The 17,805-nt window shown below is 72.9% G+C and carries 12 protein-coding genes; 3 read left to right on the forward strand and 9 right to left on the reverse strand.

Annotated elements, in window-relative coordinates; all coding sequences use genetic code 11:
- Positions 1 to 4 precede the first annotated feature (4 nt).
- From EXU48_RS13930 to EXU48_RS13945, 4 genes are all read right to left on the reverse strand, one after another.
- Positions 5 to 2,878, reverse strand: a complete 2,874-nt coding sequence (locus tag EXU48_RS13930; RefSeq protein WP_133108262.1) for a hypothetical protein — start codon at positions 2,876 to 2,878, stop codon at positions 5 to 7.
- Positions 2,878 to 6,180 carry a tubulin-like doman-containing protein gene (locus EXU48_RS13935; protein WP_133108263.1) on the reverse strand — a complete coding sequence of 1,101 codons (3,303 nt, stop codon included), beginning with the start codon at positions 6,178 to 6,180 and terminating at the stop codon, positions 2,878 to 2,880. Before EXU48_RS13935 ends, EXU48_RS13930 begins: the two co-directional genes overlap by 1 nt.
- A 72-nt stretch (positions 6,181 to 6,252) precedes the next feature.
- A complete protein-coding gene (locus EXU48_RS13940; protein ID WP_133108264.1) occupies positions 6,253 to 9,012 on the reverse strand; it encodes a hypothetical protein in 2,760 nt (919 codons plus the stop codon).
- On the reverse strand, positions 9,009 to 9,329 hold the full coding sequence (locus tag EXU48_RS13945; RefSeq protein ID WP_133108265.1) for a hypothetical protein: 321 nt from the start codon (positions 9,327 to 9,329) through the stop codon (positions 9,009 to 9,011). The genes EXU48_RS13940 and EXU48_RS13945 overlap by 4 nt, the downstream gene beginning before the upstream one ends.
- Before the next feature lie 189 nt (positions 9,330 to 9,518).
- On the opposite strand from EXU48_RS13945, the gene EXU48_RS13950 reads away from it, so the two are divergent.
- Both EXU48_RS13950 and EXU48_RS24795 read left to right on the forward strand, forming a co-directional pair.
- Complete coding sequence (locus EXU48_RS13950) at positions 9,519 to 10,442, forward strand: HNH endonuclease family protein (protein ID WP_133108266.1); 924 nt, start codon at positions 9,519 to 9,521, stop codon at positions 10,440 to 10,442.
- A gap of 32 nt (positions 10,443 to 10,474) precedes the next feature.
- The gene (locus EXU48_RS24795; protein WP_268958174.1) at positions 10,475 to 10,705 is read left to right on the forward strand and encodes a PIN domain-containing protein; all 231 of its coding nucleotides are present in this window, start codon (positions 10,475 to 10,477) and stop codon (positions 10,703 to 10,705) included.
- Between the two features lie 67 nt (positions 10,706 to 10,772).
- Here the strand turns inward: EXU48_RS24795 and EXU48_RS13960 are convergent, their stop codons facing one another.
- From EXU48_RS13960 to EXU48_RS13975, 4 genes are all read right to left on the reverse strand, one after another.
- The gene (locus EXU48_RS13960) at positions 10,773 to 12,770 is read right to left on the reverse strand and encodes a glycoside hydrolase family 127 protein (RefSeq protein WP_133108267.1); all 1,998 of its coding nucleotides are present in this window, start codon (positions 12,768 to 12,770) and stop codon (positions 10,773 to 10,775) included.
- A complete protein-coding gene (locus tag EXU48_RS13965; RefSeq protein WP_133108268.1) occupies positions 12,733 to 13,587 on the reverse strand; it encodes a carbohydrate ABC transporter permease in 855 nt (284 codons plus the stop codon). Before EXU48_RS13965 ends, EXU48_RS13960 begins: the two co-directional genes overlap by 38 nt.
- Positions 13,588 to 13,589: 2 nt before the next feature.
- On the reverse strand, positions 13,590 to 14,525 hold the full coding sequence (locus tag EXU48_RS13970) for a carbohydrate ABC transporter permease (protein ID WP_235857026.1): 936 nt from the start codon (positions 14,523 to 14,525) through the stop codon (positions 13,590 to 13,592).
- Between the two features lie 71 nt (positions 14,526 to 14,596).
- Positions 14,597 to 15,910, reverse strand: coding sequence for an ABC transporter substrate-binding protein (locus EXU48_RS13975; protein ID WP_133108270.1), 1,314 nt, complete (start codon positions 15,908 to 15,910; stop codon positions 14,597 to 14,599).
- A 318-nt stretch (positions 15,911 to 16,228) separates the two neighbouring features.
- On the opposite strand from EXU48_RS13975, the gene EXU48_RS13980 reads away from it, so the two are divergent.
- On the forward strand, positions 16,229 to 17,263 hold the full coding sequence (locus tag EXU48_RS13980) for a LacI family DNA-binding transcriptional regulator (protein ID WP_133108271.1): 1,035 nt from the start codon (positions 16,229 to 16,231) through the stop codon (positions 17,261 to 17,263).
- Between the two features lie 37 nt (positions 17,264 to 17,300).
- On the opposite strand, the gene EXU48_RS13985 is transcribed toward EXU48_RS13980, so the two are convergent.
- Positions 17,301 to 17,789, reverse strand: coding sequence for a GNAT family N-acetyltransferase (locus tag EXU48_RS13985; RefSeq protein WP_165962814.1), 489 nt, complete (start codon positions 17,787 to 17,789; stop codon positions 17,301 to 17,303).
- Positions 17,790 to 17,805: the final 16 nt, after the last annotated feature.

The raw sequence follows: 17,805 nt of genomic DNA on the forward strand, positions 1-17,805 counted from the left end.
CGCGCTAGAGGAACTCGCGGTCCGTCGTCGTCTCCACCGCGTGCAGTCCGGTCGGCCGGTCCGCGCGGTCCACTGCCGCCCGGCGCCCGGTCGGTTCCTTCGGCGCGAACAGCGCGACCTCGCGCCGCAGCAGCCGGGGCGAGAGGTCCACGCGCAACGCCGTGTCCGCATCGGCGGGTCGCAGGCTGACCGTGGGCCCCACCCGGTCGTTGGGCGTGATTCGCTCGGCAGCGGGGTAGGCGACCTGCGGGAGCCACAGCCGCGCGGTGTGGACGTAGTGCCGGTCGGCGGCCCGCGCCGTGGAGGTGAACATCTCCTGGGCGAAGGTCGTCTCACTGACGGTCGTGGGCAGGAAGAATGCCGGCTCCTCCTGCCAGACGTCGTCGGAGTACTTCCCCACCCGGCCCACCCGCCGGTGCGGCAGATCGAGTTCGCCGTCGTTACTGAGCTGGCGGAGCCGCCTCGTGCGCTCCTGACCGAGGTATCCGCGGGCCTGTCCCGACCCCCAGAACTCCACGAGTTGCCCCCGGGCACCGAGCTCGCTCCCGGAGACATCGGTGTCCACGTCGAGGTGGCCGCGTTCCTGACCGCCGGGCACCCTCGCCGCGAATGCCTCGTAGGCCTCGGCGAATGCCTGCTGCGCCCACCCCTCGGTGTACACGGCGCGGTAGGCGGCGACCAGGAGCCGGGTGCCGATGTCGACCTGCTCCTCCTCCTGGCGGGCGACCGCCATCGCCGCCGGGAACCGCTCGATCACGTCGTCGGTGAGGTCCTCGTAGACGGCCTCGGCGGGCTCCCACGGCCGGTGGATCACCTCCGCGATCACGGTGGCCCAACTGCGCCAGCCTGCCAACAGTAGCCGCAGCCGCGCGAGTTGTTTGCCCTCCCACAGGAAGGCGGCGGCGTCGCGGCGCTGTCGGGCCAGCACGTTCGCCACCTCCCACTCGTAGTGGCGGAACGCCTTGTAGAACGCGTGGTTGAAGCCCACCAACGCCACGACCGCCAGGATCACCACGCCCCCGGTGAGCCAGGCGTACACCGACCAGTCCGGTTCGGGGTCGGCCTGTGTGGCCCACACCCACACCACCGCGATGACCACGGCGGCGATCGCGAGGGTCCACCGCCACTGGCGCAGCAGCCGCTCCTTGGCCCGGTCGAGCGCTGCGGTCGCGGGGGCGGTGACGTCGTCACGCCGGTCGAGGAACCGCTGCCGGCTCGCCTCCACCTCGTCCAGGCGCCGGGCGACGTCCTCGCCGACCCGCGACATCACACTGCGGCTGTGCTGGGCGTGCCAGCGGGCGAACTCCGCCTCCACGGCGCGGGCCTCGCGCACGGCGCGCTCCGCGTCGGCGATCGCGGCCGCCAGCCGGGCGTCCTCGCCGGCTGCGTCGGCGTCACCGCCCGACGGCGCCGGCTCGCCCGCGGCGGGTGGCGGCGCCTGGGCGTCGGCTCGTTCGGCGACGGCCAGGGCACGGGCCTCCTGGAGCCGGATCACCTCGCCCTCACGGACCTCGCGGTCCCGGGCCAGGTCGAGCCGGTGGGAGCGCAGGTCCTGAACGGCGAGGGCGTCGAGCCGGCGGCCGTCGCGGGTGCGGAAGACCGTGCCGGGTGCGGGCACCACATCGCCGGGCCGCAGAACCTCCCGGACGCCCGTCTGGGTCGGGGACTCCATCCCCGGGATCGGGCCACCGTCCGCCAGGGCGAAGGCGAGGTCGCGCAGCCTGATCCAGGTGTTCGCGGGCGGCGGGGCGCCGCGGGTGGCCTCATAGGCGATCTCGTCGTCCATGGTGCGGCGCGCGGCGTCGATCGCATCGCGCGCCACCGCCTCGGCGTCGTCGACGGCCCGCGGACCGACGGTGACCAGCACCCCGGAGCCGTGCCCGACCAGGTGCTCGGTCGCGGAGCGTTCGAGACTGGTCCGGCCGCTGTTCGCCGTCCACGCCGCGACCGCGCCCACGGTGCGCAGGTTGAACCGGGCGGCCCGGCCCAGCGCCCGGCGCAGCCCCTCCCGGGTGCGCTCGGGGGCGTCGCCCGCGGGCGGGGTCTGCGCGACCCACTCCGGTGCCTCAAGGACGGTCTGCGCCGCCCGCCGGGCGATCAGGTCGGGCTCGCTCGCGGGCGCCGCCCAGGCGACCACGCGGCCCGGGCCCTGGGGTCCGAGGCCGGCCGGGTCGAGGGCCTTGCGGGCGAGCACGTCGACCACGCCCTCCCCCACGACCGAACGGATCGAGACCCTGGCGACCACCACGTCCTCGGGGTTGGCGGAGGAGTCCGTGGTGACCTTGTCGAACGCGCCGCCCGGCACCCCGCGCAGGATGCCTGCTGCGACCGACACCGCCGCCGCGGCGTGACCGGCGTAGTTCTCCGCCGCGCGCACGTAGATGGACATCCGGTCCAGGTCCGGACGGTCCTCGGGCGAGATGACCACGTTCGCCTCCCAGCCCGGTGCTAGGATCTCGCCGGGCAGCCCGTGCACGCCCGACGCCGGGATCACCAGGATCGAGCGGTGCAGCCGGGTCATGACCCGCCCCGACGGGTCCCTCGGCAGAGCTCGCTCGATCGTCACGCCGATCTCCTGGCCGAGGTCGGTGAGCTCGGTCGAGACCGCGTCTGCGGTGACCGCGAACTGGACGGCGACCACCCGCACGAGGTCCAACCGGTACCGGCCGAGGTGGGCGAACAGGTCCACCCGGTGCTCGCCGTCGCGGTCGACGAGGACGGCGCTCACGTGCACCGGCGCCGGCGGTGCCTCGATCACGTCAACGGGGTCCACCCACAGCGACGCCCCCGTGATCCCCTGCTTGGCCCACACGGCGACCAGCGAGCGGACATCGCGGGCGGCGGGCCCGCCCGCGATGATGACGGAGGCGGTGTCCATCAGAGGAACTCGCGTTCGTCGTCCACGAACGAATCGATCGCCCGATAGAGGTCGCGCAGCACGGACCGGATCAGGTGGCGCAGGTCGAAGGATCCGGGATAGCCCAGGAGGTCGTTCGCCCGCTCGAGGTCGTCGAAGTGGCGCCCGAACCCCTTCGCGATCCGCTCCACATCCGCCTTCGCCGCGGAACGTCGCTCCTCCGCCGTGGTCGGGTCGGCGTCCTCGGTCTCGTCGTCCTGGGCGCGGCGGCCCTCCTGGATCCAGGCCCGCAGGTCCGCCGGCAGGGAGTTCGTCGCCCCCTCGCCGAGGTCCAGCAGCCGGAAGTACGGGCGCATCGGCGTGAGCGACTCCTCGTCGTTCACCCGCAGCAGGGTCAACGAGAGCGACTCGAGTACCTGCGGCAGGGCTTCGGCGCCGCGGCCGTCACCGACCAGCAGAGGTTCCTCGAAGGTCAGCCAGTCCGCGGCCCCGGACGCACCGGCCGGCACGAACAGCCGCACCGGCGACGGCTGGACCTGCTTGAGCAGGGCCGCCACGAAGTAGCCACGGACCATCGCCGCGAGTGTGGTCGGGTGCATCGGCACCGCCTCGCCGAGCGGTCGGGACCGACGCCAGCGCCAGAACTCCTCACGGTCGGTCGTGGTCGCCTTCTTGCTCCCCCAGTCACTCGCGATCGGACGCATCAGGCTGTCGAACACGACCGGTTCGTACGGCTCGGCGAGCACCGTGAACACGTCGATGAACGCGGCCTCGGTGTCCGAGAGCGCCTGCTCGACGGCGGGACCGTACTGCTTGCGTGCCTCGAGGACGCCGATCAGGCGCTGCCGGGCGGCGGACTTCTCCGGCAGCGGGATCTCGCTGAACTGCCGCGAGTACTGGATCTCGCGGTTGTGCACCCGGGTGAGCACGGCCGTGTTCACCCGGACCAGCGGTGAGCCCGCGTTCAGTGCTGCGACGAACTGACCCTCGAACCTGGTCAGCCGGTCGGCGTGCTCCCGCGGGGAGACCCCGTCCTCGGACAGGTAGGACCGCAGACCCTCCTGCATATAGCCCCCGATGGGGGTGCCCGGCTCCCGGATCCAGGCCGTCGCCCGGCCCAGCACGTCCTCGGCCGAGACCGCCATCGAGACCGCGGCCCGGGCCGGCGCCGCGGACGAGGTCCGCTGGAACTGGGCGTCCGACGGCACCCATCGCTGGGTCAGCCGCAGCACGCTCTGCCGGGTGCCCTCCTTCGCACCGGTGAGGATCTGACGCTCCGCCACGCCGCGTGCCTCGTTCTCGAGGTCCAGCCCGACGGTCCGGGTGATCAACGCGCGCAGGGTGGCCGGGAACGTCTCGACGTCCTCGAGGAGGAACTCGTTCGGACCCGGCTTCAGCCGCGCCGGGATCACGTCCGCGTCCGGCCAGGTGGACACCACCGAGCCGCGGCCGTCGAGCCCGCTGGCCACGGCGGTGCCCAGGGCCTCGACGCCGTGGTCGACCGCGTCGGTGAGCGGCTGCAGCAGACCCTTGGCGAGGTCGGCCACCAGACCGTGCGCCATCTCGCGGACCTCCGCCTCCTGCTCCCACTCCAGGGTCTGCACGGCCCGGTCGACCGCGGACTCGACCTCCTGCTCGGTCACGTTGCGGTTCGAGCCGAGGACGCGGCTGATCTCCGAGTCGAGGTCGGCGGCCCAGCGGCGCCGGTGGTCGGCCTCGCTGCGTAGCTCCCGGCCGACCTCCTCGAGTTCGGCGACGAGTCGCTTGAGCATCGCGGCGGCCACCGGACCGCCGTGCTTGGCCACGGCGTCCGCGGTCACGTCAACCACCTGGACCTGGATCGCGTCGACCCATTCGCGGGAGCGCTGGGTGCGCAGGCTGCGCATCCGGGCGGCGAACTGGCCGCGCCGGTCCACGACCGCCTGCCGGATCCGGATCCGCACGTCGTCGGTCGCGAACCCCTTGCCACCGGCCCCGACCCGGACCACCTCCATGACCTCGGCGGTGAGTTGGTTGCCGGCCGCCTTGACGTCGTCGCCGCGCTGCAGCGCCTCGATGATGTCGTTGCGTTCCTCCCCACGCTCGTCCAGGCCGGACGCGGCGAGGAACGCGCCGAACGCGTTCGTGGCCTGCTCCTGGATCAGGTGCCGCGGCGGGCGCTCGTCCTCGCGGCTGCGGAGCAGCTCGTGCCGCTCGAGCACGAGGTGGACGACGGACCGGGCCAGGTGCTCGGAGGCATAGTCGCGGAACCGGTCGCGGCCCAGGCCGACCCGCGCCGAGCCGAGCGCGGTGAACGGGGTCTCGGTGCCACCGGGGTGCAGGCGCAGGTGATCGGTGACGGCCTGGGCGGTGGACGCCCACTGGGCCTGGGTGTACGCGGAGAGCCGGTCCTGCAGGCTGGAACTGGCCACCCAGGAGGCGATGGACCGCCCCATCGCCCGGTAGACGTCGTTCTGGGTCCGGTAGGTGACGTGCTCGTTCCGGGCACCGACCAGGAAGGGGAACCGGGGTCCGAGCCGACGGCTCGACCCGGTCGAGACTCCGGCGGCCTGGAACAGTTCGCTGGTGCTCTCGCTCGGCCCGTCGGCACTCCAGTAGCCGGCCATCAGCTCGGCGAGCGCGCCGAGCGAGTTCGGCCGTACGCCGCGTCGCAGGCCCTCGTCGAGGTCGTCGAAGACGTCCGGGCAGTACAGGATCCCGACGGACTCGTTCGCCCACTTGTCACCGAGGGACCGGATCACATCACACACGTCCAGGACCGCACCCGAGCCGCTGCCGCCGGCGATCGACGCGATGACGATGACCTGCGGCTCGTCCGCGACGCTGCGCGCCGGGGACCCGAGCGCCTCGCTGAGCCGCTGCAGTTCCCCGGTCACCTCCGCACCGGTGAGCTGCCGGCGGGCCTCCCGGACCGCCGTCGCGATCCGCTTGAGCTGCGACAGCGCGATCGTGCGCCCGAGCGCGCGGTACTGACCGGCGCCCTTGCTGGCGGGCACGTGGACCTTGTCCGGGTCCGGCCGCCACCCACCGAGGGCGTCCCGGGCGTGGGTCCCGGCGGACTGGATCAGGGAGTCGTCCAGGGTGCGGTAGTCGATACCGGAGCCGACGAGGCCCTGGTAGGACCGCTCGGGCAACTGCTCCGGGAGGTCGCGTTCGTTGCCGTCCGCGGTGGTGGGCACGTCGATGTGGAGGAACTGCCAGGCGCTCGGCAGGCCCTCGGTCCACCCGGCCTGCAGCAGCCGCCGGCTGAGGTCCTCACGCACCACGCGCAGGGTCTTGCCTCCGGAGCCGCCGACGCCGACGAGCAGAAACGGTCGAAGCATGTGAGTTCCTCACTGTGGTGCGGGTGGATGTCCGGGCCGGTGGGTCACCGCCGGATCGTCACGGTCGGAGCGTCACCTGCGTGGTGGCGGCGGTGGTGGGAGCCCACCCTCGGTCGGGCCGGGCGGCCCACCGGGTCGCGAGGGTGTGGCGGGCGACGGCGGCACTCCGGTCCGGCCCGCAGGACGCACCTCGCGCCGGTCCGGGGGTGGTGGGTTGTCCGGTCCGCGGCGCGGGGGTGGGGGCCCGCCCGCGACGGCGCCCGTGGCCGGCCCCGGACCGCCCGCAGATGGTGGCCCGGCCGCACCGACCGGCGCCGCGGCGCGCGGCTGGCCGCCCGGGGATCCCGTCGACACCCCGGGCACGTTCGGCGCAGCCGTGGTCAGGTCCGCCCAGGCCCGGTGCGCACGCTCGATCTCCTTGCTCCAGGTGACCCGATCGAGTTCGGCGAGCCGGTCGGGCAGGAGTTGGGCGACGCTCGCGGTCTTGCCCGGGTCCACCACCATCACCAGCGTGCCGCGGATCGTGTCGGTGTCGGCGCCGGGCTCGGGCCGCTCGGTGACGATCACGAACCCGGTGGAGCCCGGGAAGTCGGTGAGCCGGATGCTCGGATCCGGATGGCCGACCGTCCGCTGGGTCATCGGTACCTCCGAGCCGGTCCCGCTCACCAGTGCCCGCGCCTCCGCGAACGGGTTCCACGGGCGGTGCGCCCAGTAGCGCGCGGTGCCGGCCGTGAAGGTCGTGGGGCGCCCGCTGGTGCCGAGTCCCCGGAACTCCTCCGGTCCGAGCAGCCTGGTGGCGCCGTCGCGGCGTTGGGGTCCCCGCGCGGTGACCACGACCGGAGCGGTGACGTAGCGGGTGAACGGGCTGAGGTCGAACCGGCCGGCGATCCTGCGGGTCACGACCAGGGCACCATAGGCGAACGCGAGCGCAGCGCCGACGAGAACGGCGACGAGCCAGTTGCGGGTGGCGGCATCCACGGGCCGCAGCATGGTCCCGGTGACCGGTACCTCGAGGACGATCGGGTCCCCGGGGTCGACGCCGTGCAGCTCCACCGGCAGGAGCCCGTCCACCCGGCCGTCCGCCTGTTCGGCGGTGGTGAGCGTGACCGGCACCTCGACCGTGGCCCCGGCCGCCACGTCGAGGCACTCGGCACCGGCGGCGAGGGAGGCCGCTCCGGCCCGTTCGGGTGCGGCCACGGTGCCCTCGCTGAAGCAGACCTCGGTCGGCCCACGATCGGCGCCGGTGAGGGTGAGGGTCGCCTCCGCCGTGGTGGTGCCGTCCAGTCGGCCGAGCTCCAGGCGGGCGGGGCTGATCGTCGGGAACGACGGCGGGTAGGAGGTGGTGAGCGCTCGCTCGACCGCGACCGGGCCGAGCGCGATCGCGTTCGGGGTGGTCTCGGCGGTCGCCCGGGCGGCGACCACGAGCGAGGAGACGGCCGCGTCCGCGGGCACGGTGATCTCGCCGGACCAGCCGTCGGCGTCCGCCGCGAACGGGGCCGGTGCGCCGTCGACGGTGACGGTGAGGTCGACGGCGCCGTACACGTCGGGAGCCACGAGCCCGCCGGCGGCGTCCCGGGCGGCGATCCGCACGTCGCTCGGCTCGCCGATCACCACGCCGTCAGGGGCCTCGACGGTGAGGGTCACGCCCCAGAAGTAGTAGAGGTCGACGACTGTGACCAGATCCGCGTCGGTGACCATGGTCCAGGTCCCGACGGCCGGCTCGGGGTCGGTGACGGCGACGTCGATGGTGGTCAGCGTTTCGTTCTTGGTCACGCTCACCGCGGCTCCGCTCGCCTCGGCCGTGGCCGCGTCGAGGACCACGGTGGTGCCGTCCGGCGCCACCAGCTGCGGTGCGGGTGCGCCATCGGCGGCCTCGACGACGAGCCGGAAGCCGCCGACCCCGGCATCCACCGGCACCGCGAGCCGCCCGTCGACGCAGGCGTCCGAGGGACAGTCGAAGGAGTCCGCGGGCGTGCCGCCCTCCAGCAGCGCGCCCATCTGCGCGAAGAGCCGGTTCAGCAGGCTCGCGTCGTCGGCCGTCAGGAAGGCGCCGTTCGTCACGTTCCCCGGCACGGGTGCGGTCCCGCAGACCTCGGACCCGGCGGCGCCCTCCGCGATCGCCTGGAACCGGTCCCGGTCGATCTGGTCGACGGCGCCCTGCCCCTGCGCGGTCATCAGGCCCATCGCGACGACCGCGACCCCGTCGGCCCGGACCCCGTCGATGATGCCGCCGGGAGCGCAGATCTCCTCGCGGGCCGCGTCCGTGGCCGGCCGGTCCCCCCGCCCGTCGACGTCGAGACGACCGTCGGTGAGCCAGAGCATCATCTTGCAGGTATCCCCGCCCACCTCGGCGCTGCGCGCCGCGAGTGAGGTCTGGGCACCCGAGAGGGCCTGGCGGTAGTCGGTCAGGTTGGCGCCGTCGCGCTCCGGCAGCTCCTGCTGGGCGGCCGTCCGGAGCTGCGCGCCGTGGGCCCCACCCGGCTCGAGGCTGCCCCAGCCGACCAGCTCGGTGTACTCGCTGCCGAAGACCGCCAGGTTCGCCTCCACGGCCAGTTCGGTGTCGCCCCCGAGCCGTTCCAGGGAGTCCAGTGCGGTGAGCACCGCACCGACGCGCTGGTCCTCGGGATCGGTCCACTGCAGGCTCTGCGACTCGTCCACGACGATCGAGACCAGGAGCGTGCCCGCCTCGGCGGTGCAGGCGGCGATGTCGGAGAAGCTCGCCGAACCGGTCGGGCTGAGGTCGCCCGCCGCATCGCCGCGCGCCGAGGTCCCCGCCAGCGCGAGCGCCAGGCCGAGCCCAGCCGCGATCCCGGCGCGGAGCGCCCGCCTCACCACTTCGCAACCTCCGTCGCGAGCAGGTACGCACACGCGATCCCGGCGGCGACGCCGACCACCATGACCACCGTGACGACCCGGTCGAGACCCGGGCTCGGTCGGAAGATCTTGCTGCGGCGCGCGGCCCGGATGCTCCGGTAGAGGGCCGCGAAGACGACCGTCACCACGGCGCCGAGCACGTAGCCGACCAGGCAGATCCACCAGGTGGTCACCGTCAGGTTCAGCGCGACGACGGTGAGCGCGCCGAGCACCGCGAGGAGTTCGAGCGCGACCGGCCAGCGCGCGGCCTGCACCGAACTCGCTGTCGTGGTCACATCCACTCCTTCGGCCTGCGCTGCTGCACCCGCCGCCCGCACGCTGGACGTGGGGTCTGCCGGCACGCTTGTCATCGTAACTAGCGGTCCTGACATACCGGGCCCAGAATCGGGTCCGTCGCTGCGGACGACCCGTGCCGTCAGATCCGCCCGAGGTGTCCGCCGAGGGCGTGGCAGCATGAGGACGCCATGCCTGTCCCCGCCTCCCCGACCGACGGGGCGCCGCCGCCTCCGCCGCCGCGGCTCCCGGTCCCCCGCGACGCCACCAGCGCCGATGCCCGGCGGCGCTCGCGCGGCACCCGATGGACGATCCTCGGCATCGCCGCGGCGCTGATCGTGCTGCTCACGGTCGCGGTGGTCGCGCTCGGGCGAGGCGGCCGGGAGGCGACGTCGACGCCGACCGCGCCACCGCCGTCGAGCAGCAGCCCGAGCGCGCCACCTCAGGAGGTCACGGCCGGGCCGAGCCCGCCCGGCACGGCCCCGTCACCCGAGGCGCCCACCGCGGACCCGCCGCTGCCCGGGACGGCCCTGGCCGCCCTCGAACGGCTCGCCGTGACCGCGAACGAGACGTTCGAGGGTTACGACCGGGACCTGTTCGGGTACCGGTCCGTGGACCTGGACCGCAACGGCTGCGACGTCCGCAACGACGTGCTCCGCCGCGACCTGGCGGACGTGGTGGTCCGACCCGGGACGAACGGCTGCGTCGTCGAGACCGGCATCCTGGTGGACCCGTACACCGGCGCGGTCATGGCGTTCCAGCGCGGCGCCGAGACCTCCGGACAGGTGCAGATCGACCATGTGGTGGCGCTGGCGAACGCCTGGGTCACCGGCGCCCAGAGCTGGGACGAGGCCACCCTCGAGCGGTTCGGGAACGACCCGCTGAACCTGCTCGCGGTGGACGGGCCCACGAACCAGGGCAAGGGTGCCGACGACGCCTCCGAGTGGCTGCCCGCGAACACGGGGTTCCGGTGCGAGTACGTGGCGCTGCAGGTCGCCGTGAAGGGCGCCTACGCGCTCACCGTCACGGCGGCGGAGCGGGATGCGATGGTGGAGGTGCTCGAGACCTGCCCGGCGCAGCCGCTCCCGACCGCGGCGGACACGGCGACGCCGTAGGACGAGGGCAGAGGCTGCCGTGCGCCCGCCAGTTGCGACGCCTGCTGCTGCGCGCTCACCTACTCGGTTGCGACCCGGTCGCGGATTTCGAGGCGGCGGCCGTGATCTACCGGCGGTGCCGCACGCAGGGCATCACGCGTCGTGGCATGGTCGACTGCCTGATCGCGGCGGTGGCACTGCGCACGGGTGCGAGCCTGCTGACCTGTGACTCCGATCTGGTCCGGGTCTGCGGCGTCCTCGGGATCGAGCTCGACGTTCGCTAGGCACGGCGCACCGACACGGCCACTCGGACCGTCGGACCCGTGCCGTGCCGCACGGCAGCGGGCGGCCTCAGACCGAGCCGGAGTCGCAGGGCAGCCACACGCGCATGGTGGACGGTCCCCGGTTGGCCCAGTCGTGGTACGCGGTCAGGGGCACCTCGACCGCGACCGGGTCCCCGGTGCCCGCGGGCTCCGACCGGTAGGGCCACGCGACGTCGGTCGGCGTGCCGAGCACGCCCCGCACCCAGACCCGGCCGTCCCGCTCGGTCGGGGGCGTGCCCGGATCCACCTGGAACCTCGAGACGTCCGCACCGCCGGGCAGGTCGACGGACTCCAGGCAGAAGACCTCCGGGCCGCGCTGTACCGCGACGCAGCCGCGGACGGCGTCGATGCGCGGGTCGGGCCACACGAACCGCGGGATCACGGGCAGGTCGAGGACGAGTTCGGCGCCTGGCTCAAGGTCCACGGGAAGACGGGCCAGGCCGGGCGCGACATCCTGGCGGGTACCGCCGGAGATCACTGCGCCGCCCTGCACCCACGCCGGGATCCGGAGCGTCAGGTCCCATCGTTGGCGCTCCCGGCCCGCCGCCCGGATCCGCACGGTGCCACGGTGCGGGTAGTCGGTGTCGACGTCGACTGCCACCTCGCGGCCGTCCGCCAGCCTGGTCCGGATCCGCGCCGGTGCGTACTGGTGGAGCTGGAGGCCGTGGTCGTCGGCCGTGGCCAGATAGGCGCCGAGGCCGGCGAAGGTGCGGGCCACGTTCGTCGGGCAGCAGGACACCGTGAACCAGGGCGCGCGCAGGGACGAGGACGCCCGGGTGCTGACGACGTCGGGTTCCGGCACGCTCGCGAGCTCGCGCTGGTGCAGGGTGTTGGCGTAGTAGAAGGAGCGGCCGTCCGGGGCCGGTGAGGTCGCGACCACGTTGAACAGGGCCCGCTCGATGACGTCCGCCCAGGTGGGGTCGGCGTCGGACAGCAGCAACCGCCACGCCAGCTGCACCGACCCGACCGCCGCGCAGGTCTCCGAGTAGGCCCGGTCCGGCGGCAGGGCGAAGTCCTCCCCGAACCCCTCGTCCTGGTGCCGCGAGCCCATCCCGCCGGTGAGGTAGGTACGCCGGGCCAGGGTGGTGATGAACTGGCGGCGCACGGCGTCCCTGAGCCCCTCGTCGCCGGTCTCGGTGGCCACGTCCACGGCGCCCTCGGCGAAGTACATGGCCCGCACCGCGTGCCCCCGCAGCACGTCGGCCTCCCGGACCGGCACGTCGTCCTGGAAGTAGGCCCGCCCGAACTCGATGTCGTCGAGCACGTGGTGTCCGCGACGCTCGACGAAGAGCCTCGCCTGCTCGAGGTAGCGGCGCTCCCCGGTCGCACGGGCGAACTCGACGAGCGCCGGCTCCACCTCGGCGTGCCCGCAGACGGACTCGATGCCGCCGGGGCCGAACACCTCGCACACCTGGTCGGCCACCCGCCGGGCCACCTGGACCAGGAGATGGTCGCCGCGGGTGCGCAACCGCGCGACCGCCGCCTGGATGAGGTGACCGAAGCAGTACAGCTCGTGGCCCCACTCCAGGTCGGAGTACCGCGGGTCCTGCCCGGGGCGCCCGAAGTTGGTGTGCAGGTATCCGTCGGGCTCCTGGGCTGCCGCCACCCGCGCGACGATCGCGTCGTAGCGGCCCTGCACGACCTCGTCACCGGTGCGCCCGATCTCCCAGGCCATCGCCTCGAGGAGCTTGTACACCTCGGAGTCGGCGAACTCGCGGCCCCGACGGGCACCGGGGAGACGGCCGTCCGCGGCGGCGTCGAAGTTGCCCAGCCAGCCCTCCCGCTCGAGCCAGTGCTCGATGTGCACGATCGTCGCCGAGCCGTTGACGTGCTGCCGCCGGCCCCAGAACCCACCGACGATCCGGACCTCCGCCAGGCCGAGCGGGCGCAGTACCCCGGCCGAGGGCGACACCGGCAGGCCGCCTGATGCTCCGCCGTCGGGCCCCTTGGGGCCGGCCCCGGCCGTGGTGGTGTCGACGGACACGCGATCACCCCTTGAGTGCGCCGGACATGAAGCCCCGCACATAGTGCCGTTGGAGGATGAGGAAGAGCAGCACGCACGGTACGGCCAGCACCACCACCCCGGCCTGGGTGGCGCCGTAGTCGACGATGCCCATGACCTGTTGGCGCATGTTCGCGATCGCGAGCGGCAGCGGCACCTTGTCCGAGCTGCTGATCAGGATGAGCGGGGCGATGAAGTCGTTCCAGGCCGCCAGGAACGCGAACAGGCCGACCGTGATCAGCCCCGGCTTGACCGCGGGCACGAGCACCCGGGTCAGGGCCCCGAACGTCCCGCAGCCGTCCACCAGGGCGGCCTCCTCCAGTTCGGCGGGCACGGACTCGAACGAGATCCGCATCATGAACGTCGCGAACGGCAGTTGGAACAGCGTGAGCACCAGGGCGAGACCGACCAGGGAGTTCTGCAGGCCGATGCCGTTCAGCAGCACGTACAGCGGGATCAGCAGGGTCGCGTACGGCACCATCAGGATCGCCAGGGTCAGCATGAACAGCACGTTCCGTCCCGGGAACCGGAACCGCGCGAAGGCGTAGCCGCCCAACAGGGACACGCCCAGGGTGAACAGCACCGTCAGCCCCGACGTGATGCTCGAGTTGAGGACGTACCGCCAGACCCCGGCCTGGTAGTTCGCCAGCGTGACGTAGTTGCCGAAGCCCCAGCCCTGGGTCTGGGCGGTGCCGCCCTGCGGGGACACCGAGGCGACGGCGGCCCACACCAGGGGCGCGAGGAACAGCACCGCGAGCCCTCCGGTGAGCACGTAGGAGGGGGTCCGCGCGAGCGGGTGCGCGCCCCGCCGGCGGTCGGTCGTGGTCGTGGTCGTGGACACGGTCAGTCCTCCCTCCCGCGCAGCACCCGGAACTGGACCGCGTTCAGCGCGAGCAGGACGAGCAGCACGAGCACCGACAGGGCCGCGGCCCGGCCGAGGTCGTTCTGCCCGGCGAACGCCATGTTGTAGATCAGCTGCACCACCGTGAGCGTGCTGTTGTCCGGACCGCCCTTGGTGAGGATGTAGAACTGGTCGAACGCGAGCAGCGAGCCGGTCACGCACAGGATCGTGCACAGGGCCAGCGAGGGCCGCAGCAGCGGCAGCGTGATCCGAGCGAAGATCTGGCGCCGGTTCGCGCCGTCGATCCGGGCCGCCTCGTACACCTCGTGGCCGATGCCCTGCAGGCCCACCATCAGCAGGAGCATGTAGAACCCGGCGAACCGCCACACGATCAGGAACACCGTGGACCACAGCGCGGACGTCGGCGTGCCGAGGAAGGAGACCGGCTCCTCGATCACGCCCAGGGCCAGCAGCATCGGGTTCAGCGGGCCGCTCTGCTGGGAGTAGAGGGCGTAGAACAGCAACGACGCGGACGCGAGCCCGAGCGCGCTCGGCACCAGGATCGAGGTGCGCAGCACGTTCTTCCACCGCGAGGACTCCTGCACGATCAGGGCCAGGCCGAGGGCGACCGCGAGCAGGATCACGGTCGTGAGGACCGTGTACTTCACCGTGAACGCCACGGCCGGCCAGAGCAGCCGGTCGTCGAGGACCCGGGTGAAGTTCTCGGGCGCGTTCAGGCCCCGGTTGCCTGCGAACAGACCCCAGTCGGAGACCGACATGCGCAGCACCAACAGCACCGGCAGCACGAAGAACACGGTGACCATCACCGCCGTCGGGGCGGCGTACAGCCAGCCCTGCCGGGCGCGGGCGACCCGCCGCCGACGGCGTGGGGCCGGGGCGGGCCGTCGGGTCGCCGGGGCGAGGTCGGGTGTGCCCACGTCACCTCCTCTGCTGGGCGGGTACGCCCGGGACATGGCCGGCCCTGCCGACAAGCCCCGGGCGGACGGGTCTACTGGGCCAGGGCCTCCGTGATGAGTGCGTTGTCCTCCTCGACGGTTCCGGCCCCCTCGAAGATCTGGTTCCGGAAGAGCGACACCCATGGGCTGCCGGCGGCGTTGAACGCCTGCTGGAAGTTCACCGCGACCGGGGTGCGGCTCGACTCGGCACCGGCCACCTCGTTGATGATCTCCAGCCGCGGGTCGTCGGCGGTGTACGCGTTCGCGGCGAGGTCGGTGCGCGACGGAGTGGTCCCGTTCGCCGCGAGGACCTCCACCTGCGCGTCCTCGCTCATCAGCCAGGAGAGGAAGTGCCAGGCGGCCTCGGCGTGCTCGGAGTCCTTCGAGATACCGATGCCGTCGCCACCGATGAAGGTGGCGGTGCCGCCGTCGACCCCCGGGATCGGGACGACGCCGACGTCGACCGTCTCGTCCGCCGTCGCCAGCAGCGTCGCCGGATAGGGCATCACGCCGATCGTGCCCTCCTGGAACGGACCCACCCAGGTGGCGCCGGTCTCGTCCCGCGATGCGGGCGCCACCGCGCCGGCCTCCCAGAGATCGCCCCACATGCCGTAGACCTCCTGCGCGGTATCGCTCGCGAGCAGTGCCTCGGTGCCCTCGGCGTCCATGACCTCCTCGCCGGAGGCCCAGATCATCGGGAACCAGGTGAACACCCCGCAACCGCCGCAGTTGCCGCCGAAGTACGTCCCGTACACCCCGGGCTGGTTCAGCGCCTGGATCGCGAGGGCGTGCTCGGTGAACTCCGCGAGCGTGGTCGGGCCCTGCTCCGGGTCGAGGCCGGCCTGCCGGTACAGGTCCTTGTTGTAGAAGATCACCGACAGGTCCAGCACGAACGGGAGCACGTACTGGGCGTCCTCATACGTGCCAGCGTCGAGGTGTCCGGCGTTGATGGTGTCGGCGTACTCGAGAGAGGCGATCGAGTCCGTGAGGTCCATGAACAGGCCGGCCTCGGTCCAGTTCGGCACGTACACGATGTCCGCGGCGAACAGGTCCGGCAGGTCGCCGCTGCCCGCGGCCGCGCCGACCCGGGCGACGTAGTCGTCGTTGGGGGTGATGGTGAGCTCGACCGTATTCTCGAACTGGGCGTTGTAGGCGTCCACGAGCAGGTTCGCCTGGAACTCCAGCGGTGCCCGGGTCCACAGGGTCAGGGTGGTGCCGTCATCCGCCCCCTCGAGAGCCGCACCGGTGCCGTTGCCGGCGCCGGAGTCCTCGCCGCCGTCTCCACAGGCCGCCAGGCCGGCGAGGAGCAGGCTCCCCGCGGCGAGGCCGGCGAGGGTTCGCGACCCTCTGCTGCGCGCAGTTCTCATGGTGGTTCTCCTCGACCTCGTCATTGAGCGCCGCGGTGGCGACAACCGCGGGGACCGGGCGGCGACCGGAGCCCGCGCATTCGATGAAATCTGGCTTTCTGTCGTACCCACGAGCCGACCTGTCGACTCGGACCACATGCGACCCAGCGGCCAGTTCCCACACCGTTTTACGCGATCCCGACCACCGTCGTCGAGGTTCCCGAAATCTGACCGAAAAGGTTTTCTGACCGTAGGCCCGTCGAGCCTGCACGTCAAGGGTCGCAGCGGTTACAGTTCGATGACACGGGCGACCCGGCCCGACCTGGCGGAAGGGACACCGTGGCGGCTCACCCTCCCCCGGCCCGCGGGCACCGGGCGGTGACGCTCTCGGACGTCGCACGCCTCGCCGGGGTGTCCGTCGCGACCGCGTCGAAGGCGCTGAACGGACGCCGGCAGGTCAAGGCGGAGACGCGGGCGCGGGTGGTCGATGCCGCGGAGCGGCTGTCGTTCTCCCCGAACGCGCTCGCCCGTGGGCTGCTGGCCGGGCGCACCGGCACGGTCGGGCTGCTCACGTCGGACCTGGAGGGCCGCTTCTCGATCCCGATCCTGATGGGGGCCGAGGACGCGTTCGGCTCGGGGCGGACCTCGGTGTTCCTGTGTGATGCGCGTGGTGACGCGATCCGTGAGCAGCACCACGTGCGGGCGCTGCTGTCCCGACGGGTGGATGGCCTGATCGTGGTCGGCGCACGGCCGGACCCGCGGGCCTCGCTCGGGCCCGACCTGCCGGTGCCGGTGGTCTACGCGTACGCGCCGTCGGAGTCGGCGGACGACCTCTCCCTGGTCAGCGACAACGTCGGTGGTGGTCGGATGGCCGTGGAGCATCTGATCGGCTGCGGTCGTCGGCGGATCGCCCACATCGGCGGTGACCCGACCTACGGCGCGGCCCGTGACCGCACGGTCGGGGTCCTGGAAGCCCTCGCCGTGGCCGGCCTGGAACTCGCCGGCGGTCAGCCGTTCTACGGCACCTGGTCCGAGGCCTGGGGCCGGGGCGCGACGCGCATGCTCCTCGACCGGACGCCGGACGTCGACGCGATCTTCGCCGGGTCGGACCAGGTCGCCCGCGGTGTGCTCGACGCGCTGCACGAACTGGGCCGGGACGTACCGCGCGACGTCGCCGTGGTCGGTTTCGACAACTGGGAGGCGATGGCGGCCAACGCCCGCCCACCCCTGACCAGCATCGACATCAACCTCGAGCACCTCGGCCGGGTCGCCGCCCAACGCCTGTCCGCGGCGATCGACGGCGAACCCACGTCAGGCATCGAGGCGTTGCCGTGCCGGCTCGTCACCCGCGGGTCCACGGCACCGCTGACCTGACCGGGTTCGACCGCGCCGGAGTGAGACCGGGAGCGTGTCAGGGCCGCTCGGCCATCGGGTCCGGTTCGAGCACCCGCCGCATGTCGAAGTTCGTGAGTCGCACGCCCCCGCGCACCGGGAACCGTTGCGCCTCGACGACGAAGCCGTGCCGCGCGAAGAACGGTTTCGCCGTCAGGCTCGCGTGCACGGTCAGCTGCGTCAGTCCGCGCCCGACGGCGGCGCTCACCACGTGCTCAAGGAGTGTGGTCGCGATGCCTCGCCGCGCGTAGGCGGGGTCGACGAACATCATGTCGATGTAGCCGTCCTCGCCGAGGTCGGTGAAGCCGGCGACCGCGCCGTCCACGACGGCGACGACCGTCCCGGCTCCCGCGCGACGAACGGCCCAGCGGTCGGTGTCCACCTCCTCCGGCGCCCAGACGGCGATCTGCTCGGGCGTGTAGTCGCGGCTGGCCGTCTCGCGGATCGCCCGCTGGAACACACCAAGGGTGGCCGCGGCGTCATCGTCGGTGTAGGCACGCAGTTCCACGCCCGCCACACTACCG

This window comes from Occultella glacieicola (genome assembly GCF_004353825.1).
Classification (GTDB): Bacteria; Actinomycetota; Actinomycetes; order Actinomycetales; family Beutenbergiaceae; genus Occultella; species Occultella glacieicola.